The sequence below is a fragment of the Klebsiella sp. HC6 genome (assembly GCF_022605325.1).
In the GTDB taxonomy this organism is placed as follows: domain Bacteria; phylum Pseudomonadota; class Gammaproteobacteria; order Enterobacterales; family Enterobacteriaceae; genus Klebsiella; species Klebsiella terrigena.
In genome coordinates this window covers 2526067-2541407 of record NZ_CP093276.1, presented here as the reverse complement: position 1 = coordinate 2541407, position 15341 = coordinate 2526067, and the positions used below count along the sequence as shown (strand labels likewise).

At 61.4% G+C, this 15341-nt stretch carries 16 protein-coding genes; 8 read left to right on the top strand and 8 right to left on the bottom strand.

Translation table 11 applies throughout. From position 1 onward, the window contains the following. Position 1 precedes the first annotated feature (1 nt). Positions 2-1582, top strand: a complete 1581-nt coding sequence (locus MMW58_RS12335; protein ID WP_241723474.1) for a rhodanese homology domain-containing protein — start codon at positions 2-4, stop codon at positions 1580-1582. Between the two features lie 15 nt (positions 1583-1597). Here MMW58_RS12335 and MMW58_RS12330 read toward each other — a convergent pair whose 3' ends face one another. Then, a complete protein-coding gene (locus MMW58_RS12330) occupies positions 1598-2329 on the bottom strand; it encodes a purine nucleoside phosphorylase YfiH/LACC1 family protein (RefSeq protein WP_241723473.1) in 732 nt (243 codons plus the stop codon). Positions 2330-2519: 190 nt separating this feature from the next. Between MMW58_RS12330 and MMW58_RS12325 the strand changes: the two genes are divergently transcribed. The 3 genes from MMW58_RS12325 to MMW58_RS12315 are packed head-to-tail and all read left to right on the top strand — an operon-like array spanning position 2520 to position 5324. Next, positions 2520-3581 (top strand): ABC transporter substrate-binding protein, encoded by a 1062-nt coding sequence (locus tag MMW58_RS12325; RefSeq protein WP_241723472.1) that lies wholly within the window; start codon positions 2520-2522, stop codon positions 3579-3581. Beyond that, positions 3571-4575: a FecCD family ABC transporter permease gene (locus MMW58_RS12320; protein WP_241723471.1), complete on the top strand. Its 1005-nt coding sequence runs from the start codon at positions 3571-3573 to the stop codon at positions 4573-4575. The genes MMW58_RS12325 and MMW58_RS12320 overlap by 11 nt, the downstream gene beginning before the upstream one ends. Continuing rightward, positions 4575-5324, top strand: coding sequence for an ABC transporter ATP-binding protein (locus tag MMW58_RS12315; RefSeq protein ID WP_241723470.1), 750 nt, complete (start codon positions 4575-4577; stop codon positions 5322-5324). Before MMW58_RS12320 ends, MMW58_RS12315 begins: the two co-directional genes overlap by 1 nt. Here the strand turns inward: MMW58_RS12315 and MMW58_RS12310 are convergent. The 4 genes from MMW58_RS12310 to MMW58_RS12295 all read right to left on the bottom strand — a co-directional run bounded on the left by MMW58_RS12310 (position 5308) and on the right by MMW58_RS12295 (position 10290). Further along, the gene (locus tag MMW58_RS12310; RefSeq protein WP_241723469.1) at positions 5308-6048 is read right to left on the bottom strand and encodes a substrate-binding domain-containing protein; all 741 of its coding nucleotides are present in this window, start codon (positions 6046-6048) and stop codon (positions 5308-5310) included. The two genes, MMW58_RS12315 and MMW58_RS12310, sit on opposite strands and share 17 nt — an antisense overlap. Positions 6049-6103: 55 nt before the next feature. Continuing rightward, positions 6104-6940, bottom strand: a complete 837-nt coding sequence (locus MMW58_RS12305) for a shikimate dehydrogenase family protein (protein WP_133598186.1) — start codon at positions 6938-6940, stop codon at positions 6104-6106. Positions 6941-6955: 15 nt separating this feature from the next. Further along, complete coding sequence (locus tag MMW58_RS12300) at positions 6956-8278, bottom strand: MFS transporter (protein WP_133598188.1); 1323 nt, start codon at positions 8276-8278, stop codon at positions 6956-6958. 158 nt (positions 8279-8436) lie between these two features. Then, entirely contained in the window at positions 8437-10290 is a 1854-nt protein-coding gene (locus tag MMW58_RS12295; RefSeq protein WP_241723468.1) for a bifunctional sugar phosphate isomerase/epimerase/4-hydroxyphenylpyruvate dioxygenase family protein, read from the bottom strand. 125 nt (positions 10291-10415) lie between these two features. Here MMW58_RS12295 and MMW58_RS12290 point away from each other — a divergent pair, with 125 nt between their 5' ends. Next, positions 10416-11054 carry a TetR/AcrR family transcriptional regulator gene (locus MMW58_RS12290; RefSeq protein ID WP_045858829.1) on the top strand — a complete coding sequence of 213 codons (639 nt, stop codon included), beginning with the start codon at positions 10416-10418 and terminating at the stop codon, positions 11052-11054. Between the two features lie 23 nt (positions 11055-11077). Here MMW58_RS12290 and fumD read toward each other — a convergent pair whose 3' ends face one another. Next, positions 11078-11293 (bottom strand): fumarate hydratase FumD, encoded by a 216-nt coding sequence (gene fumD, locus MMW58_RS12285; protein ID WP_041146023.1) that lies wholly within the window; start codon positions 11291-11293, stop codon positions 11078-11080. Between the two features lie 222 nt (positions 11294-11515). On the opposite strand from fumD, the gene ynhH reads away from it, so the two are divergent. From ynhH to lpp, 3 genes are all read left to right on the top strand, one after another. Then, entirely contained in the window at positions 11516-11791 is a 276-nt protein-coding gene (gene ynhH / locus MMW58_RS30430; protein WP_421673175.1) for a protein YnhH, read from the top strand. A 7-nt stretch (positions 11792-11798) separates the two neighbouring features. Further along, positions 11799-13211: a pyruvate kinase PykF gene (pykF, locus tag MMW58_RS12280; protein WP_076947623.1), complete on the top strand. Its 1413-nt coding sequence runs from the start codon at positions 11799-11801 to the stop codon at positions 13209-13211. A 312-nt stretch (positions 13212-13523) separates the two neighbouring features. Then, on the top strand, positions 13524-13760 hold the full coding sequence (gene lpp, locus MMW58_RS12275) for a murein lipoprotein Lpp (protein ID WP_001082307.1): 237 nt from the start codon (positions 13524-13526) through the stop codon (positions 13758-13760). Between the two features lie 64 nt (positions 13761-13824). Here lpp and ldtE read toward each other — a convergent pair whose 3' ends face one another. Together ldtE and sufE are read right to left on the bottom strand one after the other, a co-directional pair. Continuing rightward, a complete protein-coding gene (gene ldtE / locus MMW58_RS12270) occupies positions 13825-14823 on the bottom strand; it encodes a L,D-transpeptidase LdtE (RefSeq protein ID WP_133598192.1) in 999 nt (332 codons plus the stop codon). 99 nt (positions 14824-14922) lie between these two features. Continuing rightward, positions 14923-15339, bottom strand: a complete 417-nt coding sequence (gene sufE / locus MMW58_RS12265) for a cysteine desulfuration protein SufE (RefSeq protein ID WP_241723467.1) — start codon at positions 15337-15339, stop codon at positions 14923-14925. Positions 15340-15341 lie beyond the last annotated feature (2 nt).

The window sequence follows — 15341 nt, the reverse complement described above, 5'->3', positions numbered from 1 at the left end:
TATGCCCGAACACTCCTTACGCCAGGCCGCACAGATCCGCCAGGCGCTGCTCGACGGCGCGGAGCTGGCGCTGATCGACGTGCGTGAAGAAGCGCACTTCGCCACCGCGCATCCGCTGTTCGCCGCAAACCTGCCGCTCAGCAAGCTGGAGCTGGAAATAAGCCGCCGGGTGCCGCGCCTGACGACGCCGATAACCGTTTACGATAGCGGTGAAGGCCTTGCAATAGTCGCTCTCGAACGCCTGCGCGGCTGGGGCTACCGCGACGTTGCCCTGCTCGACGGGGGGCTGGCAGGCTGGCAGCGCAGCGGTGGAGAGCTGTTTCAGGACGTCAACTCCCCGAGCAAAGCGTTTGGCGAGCTGGTTGAGAGCCAGCGCCATACGCCTTCGCTGAGCGCGCAGGAGGTTCAGGCGCTGATTGACGGCCCGCAGCCGGTGGTGGTACTCGACGCCCGGCGCTTCGATGAGTATCAGACCATGAGCATTCCCGGCAGCATCAGCGTTCCCGGCGGCGAGCTGGCGCTGCGGGTTGACGGCCTCGTGACCTCGGAGCAGACGCCGATCGTGGTTAACTGCGCGGGACGCACCCGCAGCATTATCGGCGCCCAGTCGCTGCGCAACGCCGGAGTGCGTAATCCGGTCTACGCCCTGCGTAACGGCACCATCGGCTGGACGCTGGCCGGATTAGCGCTGGAGCACGGCCAGCAGCGGCGCTATGACCCTGAGCGGCAGGCGTCGACGGCGCGGCGCCAGCAGGTGCGCGCGCTGGCCGAAAGCGCCGGGGTGGCGTTTATTGATGAGACTACGCTGCAGCGCTGGCGGCGCCAGGAGGACCGCACCACCTATCTGTTCGACGTCCGCAGCCCGGAGGAGTACGCCGCCGGCCACCTGCCCGGCAGCCTCAGCGCTCCCGGTGGGCAGCTGGTGCAGGAGACCGACCACCACGCCAGCGTGCGCGGGGCGCGGATCGTCGCGCTGGACGATGACGGCGTTCGCGCGGCCATCACCGCCTCCTGGCTGGCGCAGATGGGCTGGGAGGTGGCGGTGCTGCGCGAAGCTAATCTGGCAGAGTTTAGCGAGCGCGGCGTACCGGCAGCCAGCGTCCCGCCGGCCCCGGTAGCGGAAGAGATCGCCCCCCAGCGGCTGGCGGAGCTGCTGAATGAACCGGGCACCGCGGTGCTGGATTTCACCACCAGCGCCAACTACGCGGCGCGGCATATTCCCGGCGCCTGGTGGCTGGTGCGCTCCGAACTCAGGCAGGCGCTGGAGGCGATCCCGCCCGCCGAGCGCTACGTGCTTACCTGCGGCAGCAGCCTGCTTGCGCGTTACGCTGTCACCGAAGTCGCGGCGCTCACCGGTAAGCCGGTAGAGCTGCTGCGCGGCGGCACGCAGGCGTGGATCGCGGCGGACCTGCCGCTGGAGCGGGGCAATACGCGCCTGGCGAGCGAACCCGGCGATCGCTATCGCCGCCCGTATGAGGGAACGGATAACTCTCCCGAGGCGATGCAGGCCTATCTTGACTGGGAGTTCGGGCTCGTCGATCAGCTGGCGCGCGACGCCACCCACGGCTTTAGGGTGCGCTAGCCGGCGCTGCCGCGTTTACGCAGCGGGCGCACGCATAATCCACGAGTACTGGAAGCTTTTCGCTGCCGGGAAATGGGTGCGCCGGCGGAAGGAGCCCAGCGTCTGCGGCGTGCAGTAGGTGCAGCTGCCCAGCCACTCGACGTTTTCATCCGCCACGCCGGCGCGCTGCAGCAGCAGCCCGGCAAAAGCCCGCAGATCGAACCACAAACTCTCCGCCTCCGTCCCCCGAGCCTGCTCCGCCCTGGCAGGCTGCGCGGGGCGCCGATGGAACAGGCGGTCGCGATGCCGCCGCGCCAGCGCCCCCGCCGGCATCGTCAGCAGGGTCTGATAAAATTCGCCGGAGACTTCATAGCAGCAGGCCTGGATATGCGGCCCGATCGCCACCACTACCTCCTTCGGTGCCACCCGATGCTCGCGGAACAGCGCCAGGCTGTTTTCGACGATCCCGCTCGCCGCCCCGCGCCAGCCGGCATGGACGCTGCAGACGTAGCGCCCGTCGCGGGAGGCCATCAGCATCGGCAGACAGTCCGCGGTCACCACTCCCACTTTCTGCCCGCTCAGGGCGGTGAACACCGCGTCGGCGTGCGGCCGTTCCGCCAACGGGGCCCGATAGTGATGGACAACGTTGCCGTGCACCAGCTTAACCGGCGCCATCTCAGCGTAGGGAAAGGCGGCGGTCTCGTGCACGTCGAGGAAGGCGTGGCGGATGCCGGGAATAGCGCTTAATAACCGGGATTGAAAGGACATGATGGCGGCAAAATGAATTAATGATGATTTACCGTATGCCAAAGTCGGCGGATGCGCAAGGCGGCCCGTCCGCGGGAGCATGCGTCAAAACATCTTGATCTTAAGGGGTATACGCGACGTTTAGCGTTGCTTCCGCCAACGCTATATATTTTAATGCACAACGATTCTTTACTCTCTAACCGAGCCGCTTATGTCCACACTACCTCGTTTCTTACTCAGCCTGACGCTGGTTGCCAGCACGCTGTTCGCCGCGAACGCCTTTGCCGATCGCACCCTCACCGACCAGACCGGGCGCGAAGTCACGCTGCCCGATCGCGTTAACCGCGTCGTCGTGCTCCAGCACCAGACCCTGAACCTGCTGGTGCAGCTTAACGCCGCCGACGACGTTGTCGGCGTCATGAGCAGCTGGAAAAAGCAGCTCGGCCCGGCCTTTGCGCGCTTTATGCCCGCCATCGAAGGGCTGCCAACGCCGGGGGATTTAACCCAGGTCAATATCGAAAGCCTGCTGGCGCTGCACCCGCAGGTGGTGTTCGTCGCCAACTACGCGCCCCAGGCGATGATCCAGCAGATCCAGAATGCCGGGATCCCGGTCGTCGCCGTGTCGCTGCGCCAGGACGCCGACGGTGAAAAGAACAAAATGAACCCGTCGATGGCCGACGAAGAGCAGGCCTATAGCGAAGGATTGAAACAGGGTATTCGCCTGATTGGCGAGGTGGTTAATCGCAAGGCCGAGGCGGAAGAGCTGATTCGCTACACCTATAGCGCCCGGGCGCAGGCCAACGCCCCGGTGGCCGACATTCCCGACGGCCAGCGGGTGCGGGTCTATATGGCTAACCCCGATCTCAATACCTACGGCTCCGGGAAGTATACCGGCCTGATGATGAAGCACGCGGGGGCCCTGAACGTGGCGGCCGCCTCGGTGAAGGGCGCGCGTCAGGTCTCGCTGGAGCAGGTGCTGCAGTGGAACCCGCAGGTGATTTTTGTCCAGGATCGCTATCCGGAAGTGGTAAAACAAATAACCAGCGACCCGCAGTGGCAGGGGATCGACGCGGTGAAAAACCATCGCGTGTGGCTGATGCCGGAATACGCCAAGGCCTGGGGCTACCCGATGCCGGAAGCGCTGGCGATCGGCGAACTGTGGATGGCGAAAAAGCTCTATCCGTCCCGCTATAGCACCGTCGACGTCGACGCCAGGGCGCAGGACTATTACCAGCGCTTCTACCGCGTAAAATGGACGCCGGATGCTCAGTAATCGTCATCCGGCCCTGCTGCAGGGTGGACTGGCGCTGGCAACGCTGCTGATTGCCGTGACCTCACTCTGTTTAGGCCAGTATCCGCTGAGCCTCGGCGAGGTCTTTCGCCAGCTGGGCCACCTGTCGCCCGCCGACGGCGTGGCCGGGCAGATCGTCTGGTCGGTGCGCCTGCCGCGGGTGGTGATGGCGCTGCTGGCCGGCGGCGCGCTGGGCCTGTGCGGGGCCACGCTGCAGGGGGTCTTTCAAAACCCGCTGGTCGACCCGCATATCATCGGCGTGACCTCCGGCTCCGCCTTCGGCGGAACCCTGGCGATCCTCTTAGGCCTCGACACGCTGCTGATGATGGCCTCGACGTTCGGGTTTGGCCTGCTGGCGCTGATGCTGGTGTACCTGATTGCCGCGCTGCAGGGGCGGGAAAATACCCTGGTGCTGATCCTCTCGGGGATTATTCTCAGCGGCTTTTTTGCCGCCCTGGTCAGCCTGATGCAGTATCTGGCCGATAGCGAAGAGACGCTGCCGAATATCGTCTTCTGGCTGCTGGGCAGCTTCGCCACCGCCAACTGGCATAAGGTGCTGCTGATGGCGCTGCCGATTATCGCCGCCGCAACCCTGCTCTATCGGCTGCGCTGGCGGATTAACCTGCTGGCGCTGGAGGAGAAGGACGCCCGCGGGCTGGGGGTCTCGGTCGCCGCGCTGCGGCGCAGCGTGCTGGTCTGCTGCGCCGTGCTGGTGGCCGCGCAGGTGGCGGTCAGCGGCAGCATCGCCTGGGTCGGGCTGGTTATCCCGCACCTTGCGCGTCTGCTGGTCGGCGCCGACCATCGACGCCTGCTGCCAACCGCCTTCTGGCTCGGCGGCGGCTTTATGGTGGTGGTGGACAGCCTGGCCCGCACCTTAACTCAGGCAGAGATCCCGATCGGGATTATCACCGCCCTGCTCGGCGCGCCGCTGTTTAGCTGGCTGCTTTTCCATTCCCGTCGTCGAGGAACCGCCTGATGGAAGTCTCCCTTAGCCTGACGCAGCTGCTCTATGGTCATCGTCAGCCGCTGTTTGCCCCGCTTAGCCTGCGCTGCCGCTCCGGCGAAGTCTGGGCGATCCTGGGCGCTAACGGGCGCGGAAAAAGCACGCTGCTTGATACGCTGACCGGCGTGCTGGCGCCGCTCGGCGGCCGGTTTGAATCGATCGGCGGCACCGCCATCGTGCCGCAATCTTTTCGCCCGGCGTTCAGCTGGCAGGTGCAGGAGGTGGTTCTGATGGGCCGGGCTCGCCACGTCGATCTGTTTGCCCAGCCCGGCGCCGAGGACCGACGGCAGGTGCAGGAGGCGCTGCGCCAGCTGGGAATTGCGCATCTGGCGGCCGCCGCCTTTAGCGCGCTCTCCGGCGGCCAGCAGCAGCTGGTATTGATCGCCCGCGCGCTGGTGGGCGCCAGCCAGAATATCCTGCTCGACGAGCCCTGTTCGGCGCTGGATCTCGCCAACCAGCAGGTGGTGCTGCAGCTGATTAGCGATCTGGCGCATCGCCAGACGCGAACGGTGCTGTTCACCACCCACGATCCGACCCACGCCCTGCAGATAGCCAGCCACACCTTACTCCTGCTGCCCGACGGCGAATGGCTGGCGGGCGAGTCCGCCGAGGTGCTGAGCGAAGCCAATCTGCAGCGCGCCTACGGTTTACCGGTCCGCAAAATCGACCACCCCGGCTCGGCCGTGCCGCTGCTGGCGCCGCAGTTTACGATCCGCCGCTGAACGGCAAAAAGCCCGCCGCGCGCAGGAAGCCCTGCCCCTCGTCGCCGAGAATAAAGCGGCAGAGCCGCTGCGCCTCGGCGCTCTCGTCGATTGGTGCCAGGTAGTAGTCGGCGCGCACGTTCCACGGCGGCGGAATGACAACGCAGCGCAGCGCGTCGCCGGCCGGCATCTGGCTGGCGTAGTGGGCGTAGCCGATAAACAGGTCGGCCAGCCCTTCGCCAATCAGCCAGGCTGCCGCCGTGCTGCCCGGCGGGACCTTTAGCGAGTCTCTTCCTCCCACCAGCTGCCGGGCGCGGGCCATCATCTCCCGTCCGGCTCCCGGATAGCTGGCCTCAATTCGTGCGAACAGCTGCCAGGTGTAGTCGCCGGAGGGATCGCAGCCCGGCGTTGAGGTCGCCAGGCGCAGCTGCGGGTCGCGGAGCAGCGTCAGCCAGTCGGCCTCCTCGCCGGCGGCGGTTCGTCGTACGGTGAGCATCAGCCGGTTAGCGGCAAACGCCCGGCACTCGCCCGCCAGACCCGCCTGCCGCAGCGCCTGCGGATGCTGGCCGTTGGCGGAGGCGAAAACCGAGCAGCGCTCCCCGGCCTCAATTCGCTCGCGCAGCAGGCCCGCGGGAGCAAAATGCGCCTCGACCTCAATGCCGGTAACCTGCTGAAAACGCGCCAGCAGCGGGACAAAGGCGCCTTTCAGGCTCCCCGCCGCCAGCAGAACGATTCGCGGTGTCATAGATCTCTCGCTCAAGTCCGGAAATGGTGGCTATGGTAACCGGCCCGAGTGCGTTTCAGTAGCGAATTTCCGCCAGCTCCCGCAGCCGCTCCGGCGTCGCCACCGGTAAATTGAAAAAGCGCAAATAGGCGGGGATCATCTCAAACAGCATGTCGGTACCGCGCTGGATCGCGCAGCCCCGCGCCTGCGCCGCCCGCAGCAGCGGCGTCATTTCGTGGGTCATCACCACTTCTCCCACCCAGCAGGCGGGCGACATCCGCTGCGGATCCAGCGGCAGCGGGTCGTCGGCCTTCATGCCCAGCGGCGTGGCGTTGACCACCAGGTCATGCCCCTGCGGATCGCGCTGCATCAGGCTGAGATCCAGCGCCGGATAGTGCTGCAGCAGGCGCCCGGCCAGCGCCTGCGCTGCCTGCGGATGGCTATCGTAGAGCGTCAGGGCCCTGACCCCCGCCGCCGCCAGCGACGCGGCGATCGCCGAACCGACGCCGCCGCAGCCGACCACCAGCGCCCGCGCGCCCTGGGGCTGAAAGCCCTTGCGGCGGATGCCAAGGACGAAGCCGTCGCCGTCAAACATATCCCCGCTCAGGCTGCCGTCGGCCTCGCGGCGAATGGCGTTACACGCCCCGGCAATGGCCGCCGCCGGGCTGAGATGCTGCACCAGGCCGCAGGTGGCAATCTTGTGCGGCATGGTGACCAGCGCGCCGACGATGTTGGTCATCGAGAACAGCGGCGCGATAAAGGCGGCATAATCCTCCGGTTTGACCCCCATCGGCACCACTTTAACGTCCACCTGCTGGTTTGCCAGCCACGGGTTATAAATCATCGGCGCCTTAAAACTGGCGGTTGGATAGCCAAGATGGGCTATCAGCCGCGTGTTGCCACTAATCACCATGTTCTATCCCTTTCCTTATTTTGCCAGCTCGATGCGTTTGACGTCGCCGAGAATAAACAGATACGCCACCACCCCGAGCAGCGCCGCGCCGCCGATATAGACCAGCGCGTAGAAGAAGCTGCCGAAGGCCGCGACGATAAAGCCAATAATCAGCGGCGTGAGGATCCCGGCCAGATTGGCGCAGAAGTTGAACAGCCCGCCGGTCAGCCCGCCCAGCCCCTGCGGGGCGATATCGGAAATCAGCGTCCAGCCGAGGCCGACCATGCCCTGACCAAAGAAGGCGAAGGACATCACGAGGATCACCGCCAGATCGCTGGTCAGCCAGTTGGCGGAGATAATGGTGCTGGCCATCAGCAGGCCGGCAACGATAGGCAGCTTGCGCCCGAGGTTCGCCGAGCCGGTGGCCTTCAGCAGCCTGTCGGAGACCCAGCCGCCGAACATCACCCCGCCGGCGGCGGCGAGGAACGGCAGGATGGCGAAGAAACCCACCTTCAGCCACGGCATGTGGCGCTCGGTCGCCAGGTAGGTTGGGAACCAGGTCAGGAAAAAGACCAGTACCGTATTGCCGGCAAACTGACCGATGCTGGCGCCGAGGATCTGCCGCTTGCCGAGCAGCTGGCGGACCAGCGGCCAGCTGAAGACCATCCGCTGCTGCGTCGCGGTAGTCATGCCGCCGCCGCTGGCGATATGGTCACGCTCCTGCGGGCTCAGCTGCTTATCCTCGTGCGGCTCGCGGTAGCAGCGCCACCACACCAGCGCAAAAAGCACCCCGACCGCGCCGACGCTGATAAACAGCGTCCGCCAGCCGAAGCTGCCCATGATCCAGAACAGCAGCGGCGAGAAGCAGGCCAGCCCAAGATATTCGCCCACCGTATACACCGCGGTGGCTTTGGCCCGCTCCTGCTGGGGAAACCAGGCGCTCACTACCCGGCTGTTGACCGGAAAGCACGGCGCTTCGCTGACCCCAAGGCCAAAACGGCAAAGCAGCAGCGTCTTGAGGCCAACCGCCATGCCGTGAAACAGGGTAAACAGCGACCACAGGGTCAACGACAGGAAATAGGTCACCTTGTTGCCGAAGCGGTCGAGAAACAGGCCGCCGGGGATTTGCGCCAGCGCGTAGGTCCAGGCGAAGGCGGAGAAGACGATCCCCATCACCGCAGCATCGATGCCGAGCTCGGAGGTTAGGCTGGGGGCCGCAATGCCTAATACCGTGCGGTCAAGGTAGTTAATCATCGTACCGACGGCCAGCAGCGAAAGGATCCCGATCCGCCGCCGGGAGCGGCGAGCGGTGGTCGCGGTCTCTGCCGTCGCCGCGTGGTTATGGCTATAAGAACTCATAGTCGTTTCCTGTCATAGACACGTTATCACCCGCGCTTTTTGCGCGGACGGCAGGCACGTTGCCGCCTTAGCGCAGCGCGAATGATGCGGTGCGTGGGGTGCAGATGAATGTTGTTATTGTATGGGGGATACGCACTTAATGAACCATTTGATACAAACTAGCCGTACTGCATCGCCGAAAGACGTACCGCCGCGTTTGCCGCGCCGTAGAGCGCGTAGCCGCAGCGTCTTTCGGTTAATTCAAAGAAAAAGCGCCCCGATGAGAACGGTCGGGTGTAGAGATGCAGGAATTCACCGCCCTGACCATCGCGGTCGTAGAGGATCTGCAGACGTTTGAACAGCGCCACGCGCTCGTCGGTGCCAAAGCGCGCCGCTAAATCCTCGTAGTAGTTTGCCGGGATCGGCAGCGCGTCGAGGGAGACCTCAGGCAGGCTATCGAGGGTGACCGGCAGGTCCCGGCAGGCGAAGGCCGCATGCTGCAGCCCCGCGCCCTGATAACAGGCAACGGAGCGGGCAATCTGCGTCGCGCGGCTTTGAGAAATATTTAGCGCCAGGCGGACGTTGCCCTGCGGGCTGTGCACCGCGAGACTGCGCACCAGACCGTACGGGTCCGGCAGCGTCTGTTCGTGTTCGAGCGTAAAGCCGAACACCGTGCGGAAGAAGATAATCCAGTTATCGCGGCTGTCCGCCTCCATCCCGAGCGCCAGGTGATCGATGCCGCCGTAATCATCGCGTACGGCCGCTGACGGCTGCAGGTGGAAATCGCGGGCATAGATATCGTCCCCGTGCTCAATCAGATAAATCAGGCTGCCGTCCGGGGCACAAACCGCCGGGATCGGGCTTTCATTCGGCCCGGCGTCGCCCTGCCAGGTGGCGTAGCCGTAGGCGCGAGCGCGGGCAATAATCGGCGCGCTGCGGCTGACGCCAAGGGCCATCGCGCACAGCGAGATCCCGTGGCGCTGGTAAAAATGGTCGGCCCAGCTGTGCGGCTGAAAGTTGACGACGGCTCTTGCCGCCCCGTTACGCCACAGCGCCACCTGTTTCGAACGATGCTGGCCCTCCTGCTGAAAACCCAGCTGCGCCAGGCGCTGGCCGAGAGCTTTGGCCTCGGAGGGGCTGGCGGCAAACTCAATAAACTCCAGCCCGGCGTAGTGCGCAGGCTCCGGCGCATCAAACAGCGCCGCATCGCTGCTCGCCAGCCGGCGCCGGGTCTGCTCCTCCAGCCACAGCAGCGAACGGTAGCCGTCCTTCGCCGTCGCGCCGTTCGGCGAGGCGCGAAAACCATCGTTAAAGATCTCCAGCGACCACGGGCCGCGATAGCCGCAGCGGGTCAGCTCGCATGCATAATCCACCAGCGGCAGCTGCCCCTGGCCGGGGAAGCAGCGGAAATGGCGGCTCCATTCGAGGACATCCATCTTCATCAGCGGCGCGTCGGCAAGCTGCAGGAAGGTGACTTTATCCACCGGTACCTCGTGGAGCCGCGCCAGATCGTCGCCGCGCGCCAGGATGTGGAAGCTGTCGAGTACGATGCCCATTGCCGGGCTGTTCACCGCTTTTACCCGCTCCCATGCCTGATGCCAGAGGTTAACGTGAGTCCCCCAGGCCAGCGCCTCATAGCCGACGATAATGCCCTCCTGCTCCGCCAGATCCGCCAGGGCGCGTAAATCCGCCACCTGCAGGGCGATATCGGCGGAGCAGTCCGGCTGTACGTTGCTGCACAGCAGCATAGTGTCGCAGCCGAGCTCATGCATCAGCGCGAATTTTCGTTTCGCGCGCGCCAGATTGGCCGCAAACTGCGCGCGGCTGGCGCCTTCAAAATCGCGAAAGGGTTGAAAAAGCGTGATTTTTAGCCCTAAATCAGCCGCCAGGTTACGAATATCCGCCGGCGTGCCCGTATAATAGAGCAGATCGTTTTCGAAGATTTCGACGCCCTGATAACCCGCAGCGGCAATGGCGTGAAGCTTTTCAGGTAAGGTACCGGAAATCGAGACGGTGGCGATTGAGCGCAGCATAGATCCTCGTGTCATCAGCGGACGTGAGCCCTGAATATGTATCATTTGGTTCATTCACGCCACACAAGGTTGCTAAATTGTGATCGTTATGTGTATTTTTTGTCTCTCAGAAAAAAGGAGTGGTTATGTCCGTGGTTGCTCACGATGAAGCACAATCCCTGAAAGAGCGGATCTTCGCCGCCGCGATTGCCGTATTTGCCGAACACGGGCTTTCGGGGGCGCGGATGGAGCAGATTGCCGTCGAAGCGCAGACCACCAAGCGGATGGTGGTCTACTACTTCAAAAGTAAAGAGCAGCTGTATCAGGCGGTTCTGCAGCACGTCTACGCCCGCATCCGCGAGACGGAGCAGCAGCTCGGGCTGGAGCAGCTTCCTCCGGTTGAGGCGCTGGTTCAGCTGGTGAAGTGGAGCGTGCGCTATCACGCGACCCACGCGGACTTTATGCGCGTGATCTGTATGGAGAATATGCAGCGCGGGAAGTGGCTGCAGGCGTCCGGGCAGCTAAAACCGCTGAACCGAACCGCCCTGTCCATTCTGGAGGACATTCTCCAGCGCGGGCAGCAGCAGGGAATTTTTCAGGCCGGGCTCGAGGCGCGGGACGTCCATCGGCTGATCAGCAGCTTTAGCTTTTATCAGGTCTCGAATTTCTACACCTTCAGCAGCCTCTACCTCGACGATCCGCTGCCGGAAATCGACGATGAAGCGATGGTCGCCCACCACTGCGATATCGCGGTAAAAGCGGTGGTGCGCTTCGTTATCTCCTGAAGCCTGAAGCGCGGTCGTCGGCGTTATTCATGTCCGGATAAGGCGTGAATAACCCGGGTCATCGCTTCATGCGTCAGCTCAGAGCGGGCGATTTTTGAATTCGCCAGCGCGGTGCGCACGACGCCGGCAATCACGATATGTTTCGGTTCCTGGCCGAGATCGCGCATCTCGAGCACCACTTTCCCCACCACCCGGCACATTTCCTGGTACAACTCGTCGTCTTTCGCTCGGTTTCCCATCGAATTTCGCTCACAAATTATCATTATCAATCAAATCATTATTGATATGTTTTCCGTATAAATCAAACCAGCCCGCAGTTTCTTCGCTAATGGCGAATTTCCGTAACAAAACCGCGGTAAAAACCGCGCGTCGGGGCCGATTTAGCTTAGCGACTGGCGAAAATTTGTGTTGCAGATAAGATTGAAATTGGTGTGAGTTTTGTTGCGTTAGTATAACGAAAAATGAAACGTTGTTTTCATTTTCCTTTTTTGTTTCATCGTCGTATAATGCACACCGAATCTTTCTTGAATGGTTTCAGCACATTGGACTGCATGACTAAAAGCATACAAAATTGCCTCTTTTCATGGGCTGAACCGCCAGCACACATTCTTCTGCACGCTTTTTTGTTGTCACCTATCCTTAGAGCGTGCCATAGCAACTTTCGCAATACAGGTTTGACTCCACGGCACTGCGCCCACGGAGCGAGATTCCCCAATCCTTCACAACTTAAAGACTAATACCTTCATGAAAAAGACCAAAATCGTTTGCACCATCGGTCCGAAAACCGAATCCGAAGAGATGTTAACCAAGATGCTGGACGCGGGCATGAACGTCATGCGTCTGAACTTCTCTCACGGCGACTATGCTGAACACGGTCAGCGCATCCAGAACCTGCGCAATGTGGTGAGCAAAACCGGTAAAACCGCCGCTATCCTGCTGGATACCAAAGGTCCGGAAATTCGCACCATCAAGCTGGAAGGCGGCAACGACGTCTCCCTGAAAGCGGGCCAGACCTTCACCTTCACCACTGACAAATCCGTGGTCGGCAACAACGAAATCGTCGCCGTTACCTATGAAGGTTTTACCTCTGACCTCTCCGTAGGCAATACCGTACTGGTTGACGATGGTCTGATCGGCATGGAAGTGACCGCCATCGAAGGTAAAAACGTTATCTGTAAAGTGCTGAATAACGGCGACCTCGGCGAGAACAAAGGCGTTAACCTGCCGGGCGTCTCTATCGCTCTGCCGGCGCTGGCTGAGAAAGACAAACAGGATCTGATCTTCGGCTGCGAACAGGGCGTTGACTTTGTTGCCGCATCCTTTATCCGTAAGCGTTCTGACGTGGTAGAAATCCGCGAGCACCTGAAGGCTAACGGCGGCGACAACATCCAGATCATCTCCAAGATCGAAAACCAGGAAGGCCTGAACAACTTCGACGAAATCCTTGAAGCCTCTGACGGCATCATGGTTGCTCGCGGTGACATGGGCGTTGAAATCCCGGTTGAAGAAGTTATCTTCGCCCAGAAAATGATCATCGAAAAATGTATCCGCGCTCGCAAAGTGGTTATCACCGCGACCCAGATGCTGGACTCCATGATCAAGAACCCGCGTCCGACCCGTGCGGAAGCCGGCGACGTTGCTAACGCCATCCTCGACGGCACCGACGCCGTGATGCTCTCCGGCGAATCGGCCAAAGGTAAATACCCGCTGGAAGCCGTCACTATCATGGCGACCATCTGCGAGCGTACCGACCGCGTGATGACCAGCCGTCTGGAGTTCAACAACGACAACCGCAAGCTGCGCATCACCGAAGCCGTTTGCCGTGGTGCCGTTGAGACCGCCGAAAAACTGGAAGCGCCGCTGATCGTCGTCGCTACCCAGGGCGGTAAATCCGCTCGCGCCGTGCGTAAATACTTCCCGGATGCCACCATCCTGGCGCTGACCACCAACCAGACCACCGCCCGTCAGCTGGTGCTGACCAAAGGCGTGGTACCGCAGCTGGTTGAGCAGCTGGCCTCTACCGACGACTTCTACCGTCTGGGCAAAGAGCTGGCCCTGCAGAGCGGTCTGGCGCGTAAAGGCGACGTCGTTGTGATGGTCTCCGGTGCGCTGGTCCCGAGCGGAACAACCAATACCGCATCCGTGCACGTGCTGTAATAATTTACAGGCTAATACCTGTTTTTTTAAAGGCGCCTCCCTGAGGCGCTTTTTTTTTATTCAATCCCTAGCTGCTCTTAATAAAAATGCAAATCGGAATTTACTATTTAATAAGAGATTATCTAAGATGAATCCGATGGAAGCGTCCTGTTTTCACACGGCTTTTTAAACTAATCCTCCAAATTCGTTGTTTCTTTGAGCGAACGATCAAAAATAGGCGTATTACCGTAAAAAAATATTCTCATCCCAAAAAAGTTTGTGTAATACTTGTAACGCTACATGGAGATTAACTCAATCTAGAGGGTATTAATAATGAATCGTACTAAACTGGTACTGGGCGCGGTAATCCTGGGTTCTACTCTGCTGGCTGGTTGCTCCAGCAATGCTAAAATCGATCAGCTGTCTTCTGACGTTCAGACTCTGAACGCTAAAGTTGACCAGCTGAGCAACGACGTGAACGCAATGCGTTCCGACGTTCAGGCTGCTAAAGATGACGCAGCACGCGCTAACCAGCGTCTGGACAACCAGGCTACTAAATACCGTAAGTAATAGTGCCTGTGTAATAGAAATGGCGCACATTGTGCGCCATTTTTTTTGTCCTGCTCTCCCCGATTTACTGCACTCTTTTGCTCTCATCCACCGGCGCATTCTGCACCGACAAATTCGATACCGCCCCTCCAGCACTGCTCTGCTCACCGCCAGAAACCACCACCGGATAGCCCGCTCGTCTCGACAGCGCGCGCTTCAGCTGCGCCTCATCAACGGACTTATCGCCGGAAAACTGATGGAATTCCGCCGGCAGCGTATAGGCAATGGTGCGGGTATTGCCGCTTTCATCCTGCGACAGCGGCCGGTGTACCTCGACGTAGCGCCTGCCGTCCGGCTCAACCGCAAACTTCACCGGCTGATTGATGATGCGTACCGGCGTTCCGGTCTTCACCTGGCTAAAGAGCGCCTGAATGTCGGCGGCGTTCATGCGCATACAGCCGGAGCTGACCCGCAGGCCAACGCTGTCCGGCGCGTTGGTGCCGTGGATGAGGTATTCGCCGTTACCGTACGCCAGGCGCAGCGCATAGCGTCCCAGAGGGTTATTTGGCCCCGCCGGGATAACGGGCGGCAGCTTAATCCCTTTCTCCAGCGAGCGGGCGCGGATGCCCGCCGTCGGAGTCCAGGTTGGATTGGGGATCTTCTGCCCAACGCGGGTGGTCATCTCCGGCGTTTCCAGGCCAAGCTGGCCAATGCCGAGCGGATAGACCTGAACCAAATTTTGCCCCGGCGGGAAGTAGTACAGCCGCAGCTCCGCCAGGTTCACCACAATCCCCTCCCGAGGCGTGTCGGGCAGCAGCATCTGCGACGGGATCAGCACCTGGGTGCCCGGTTTAGGCTCCACCGGCGCCAGCGTATCGTTAGCTTCGAGGATCAGCATTGCCGCGGTATCAAAATGACGAGCAATCGCCTGCAGGTTGCGATCCCCCTCCTGTACCGTCCAGAATTGATTTTGACCAATGATCCTGCTGTTAGCAGGAGGAAGTGGGTAATCTACCGCCCAGGCGCCGTGCTGAGCGCTCAGGGCCGTCAGAAGGGATATCGTGAGGAGAGTCGCGCGTTTCATACTGAGATTCCTTCTTTCGCTAATAAAACGCCAGGATCTGTATATCGGCGGGAAACGCGTTCCCACCGAACGTAACAGAATGAAATCTACCTGTTTATTCTAGCTAAGATTTGCGGCTTTCGCGCGAATTGCGCGAATCATGGCCTCCAGCCCCTGCGACCGCGATGGCGTAAGGTGCTGAGTCAGCGCCATCTTTTCAAACCACGGGCGAACGTCAAAGGCGGTGATATCCTTGGCCGTCATCTGGTCATAGAGGATAAACACCACGGCGATGAGCCCCTTGACGATAGCCGCATCGCTATCGCCGCGCAGCGCGAGCACGCCCGATTCGCTCTGCTCGATAACAATCCATACCTGGCTCTGGCAGCCCTGGATAATATTTTGCGCCGTATGCTCCTCGGCGCTCAGCGGCACCAGCCGCTGGCCAAGCTCAATAATATAGAGGTACTTCTCTTCCCAGTTCGCGCAACGGCTGAAGTTGCGCAGCAGTTTCTCTTTTTCCGGTAACGCCGCCATGA

Coding starts and splice junctions, on each gene's coding strand:
- MMW58_RS12335 (WP_241723474.1), top strand. CDS start 2: ATGCCCGAACACTCCTTACGCCAGGCCGCACAGATCCGCCAGGCGCTG.
- MMW58_RS12330 (WP_241723473.1), bottom strand. CDS start 2,329: ATGTCCTTTCAATCCCGGTTATTAAGCGCTATTCCCGGCATCCGCCAC.
- MMW58_RS12325 (WP_241723472.1), top strand. CDS start 2,520: ATGTCCACACTACCTCGTTTCTTACTCAGCCTGACGCTGGTTGCCAGC.
- MMW58_RS12320 (WP_241723471.1), top strand. CDS start 3,571: ATGCTCAGTAATCGTCATCCGGCCCTGCTGCAGGGTGGACTGGCGCTG.
- MMW58_RS12315 (WP_241723470.1), top strand. CDS start 4,575: ATGGAAGTCTCCCTTAGCCTGACGCAGCTGCTCTATGGTCATCGTCAG.
- MMW58_RS12310 (WP_241723469.1), bottom strand. CDS start 6,048: ATGACACCGCGAATCGTTCTGCTGGCGGCGGGGAGCCTGAAAGGCGCC.
- MMW58_RS12305 (WP_133598186.1), bottom strand. CDS start 6,940: ATGGTGATTAGTGGCAACACGCGGCTGATAGCCCATCTTGGCTATCCA.
- MMW58_RS12300 (WP_133598188.1), bottom strand. CDS start 8,278: ATGAGTTCTTATAGCCATAACCACGCGGCGACGGCAGAGACCGCGACC.
- MMW58_RS12295 (WP_241723468.1), bottom strand. CDS start 10,290: ATGCTGCGCTCAATCGCCACCGTCTCGATTTCCGGTACCTTACCTGAA.
- MMW58_RS12290 (WP_045858829.1), top strand. CDS start 10,416: ATGTCCGTGGTTGCTCACGATGAAGCACAATCCCTGAAAGAGCGGATC.
- fumD (WP_041146023.1), bottom strand. CDS start 11,293: ATGGGAAACCGAGCGAAAGACGACGAGTTGTACCAGGAAATGTGCCGG.
- ynhH (WP_421673175.1), top strand. CDS start 11,516: ATGAAACGTTGTTTTCATTTTCCTTTTTTGTTTCATCGTCGTATAATG.
- pykF (WP_076947623.1), top strand. CDS start 11,799: ATGAAAAAGACCAAAATCGTTTGCACCATCGGTCCGAAAACCGAATCC.
- lpp (WP_001082307.1), top strand. CDS start 13,524: ATGAATCGTACTAAACTGGTACTGGGCGCGGTAATCCTGGGTTCTACT.
- ldtE (WP_133598192.1), bottom strand. CDS start 14,823: ATGAAACGCGCGACTCTCCTCACGATATCCCTTCTGACGGCCCTGAGC.
- sufE (WP_241723467.1), bottom strand. CDS start 15,339: ATGGCGGCGTTACCGGAAAAAGAGAAACTGCTGCGCAACTTCAGCCGT.